A 579-nucleotide genomic window follows, 5' to 3' on the forward strand; every position below is an offset into this window, starting at 1 on the left:
GTCCCCCGGGCCCCCCGTGACGTGCACCAGGCCGCGGTGCCCGAGGCCGATCAGGTGCTCCACCGCCAGGGCGGTGCCCGCGTCGTCGGAGGTGCGCACGACGTCCAGGCGCCCGCGCGGGGCCCCGCGCCCCACCAGGACGACCGGCGTGCGCCGGTCGAGCTCGACCAGGTCGGCCAGGGGGAGCTCGGCACCGAGCAGCAGGACGGCCTCGCAGCGCGAGTCCAGCAGCGTCTCCACCGCCCGGCGCTCCCCCCGGGCGGGCGTGACCGGGCTGAGGACGACCTCGTAGCCCGCCTCGTCGGCCGCCGCCTGGAGCCCCTCGGCGAGCTCGGCGTGGAAGGCGTTGCGCAGCACCATCGTCACCCCGAGCAGCCGGGTGCGGCGGCGGGCCAGCACGCTGGCGCTGCGGTCGGCGCGGTAGCCGAGCTCCTCGGCCGCGGCCAGGACCCGCGCGGTGGTCTGCGCGCTGGGGCCCGGCGCCCCGCGCAGGGCCAGGGACACCATGCCCTTGGAGATGCCCGCCCTCGCGGCGACGTCCTTGATCGTCGGCCGCCGCACCGGCTCGTCCCGCACCAC

General features: G+C 78.8%; 1 protein-coding gene. It reads right to left on the reverse strand.

Annotation, left to right across the window (positions count from 1 at the left end; genetic code table 11):
- Window positions 1-561: LacI family DNA-binding transcriptional regulator (locus GTR00_RS22305; protein ID WP_323132683.1), on the reverse strand; the 561-nt coding region annotated here is incomplete at its 3' end.
- Window positions 562-579: the final 18 nt, after the last annotated feature.

It is taken from the genome of Kineococcus indalonis (assembly GCF_009906395.1).
Lineage (GTDB): Bacteria > Actinomycetota > Actinomycetes > Actinomycetales > Kineococcaceae > Kineococcus > Kineococcus indalonis.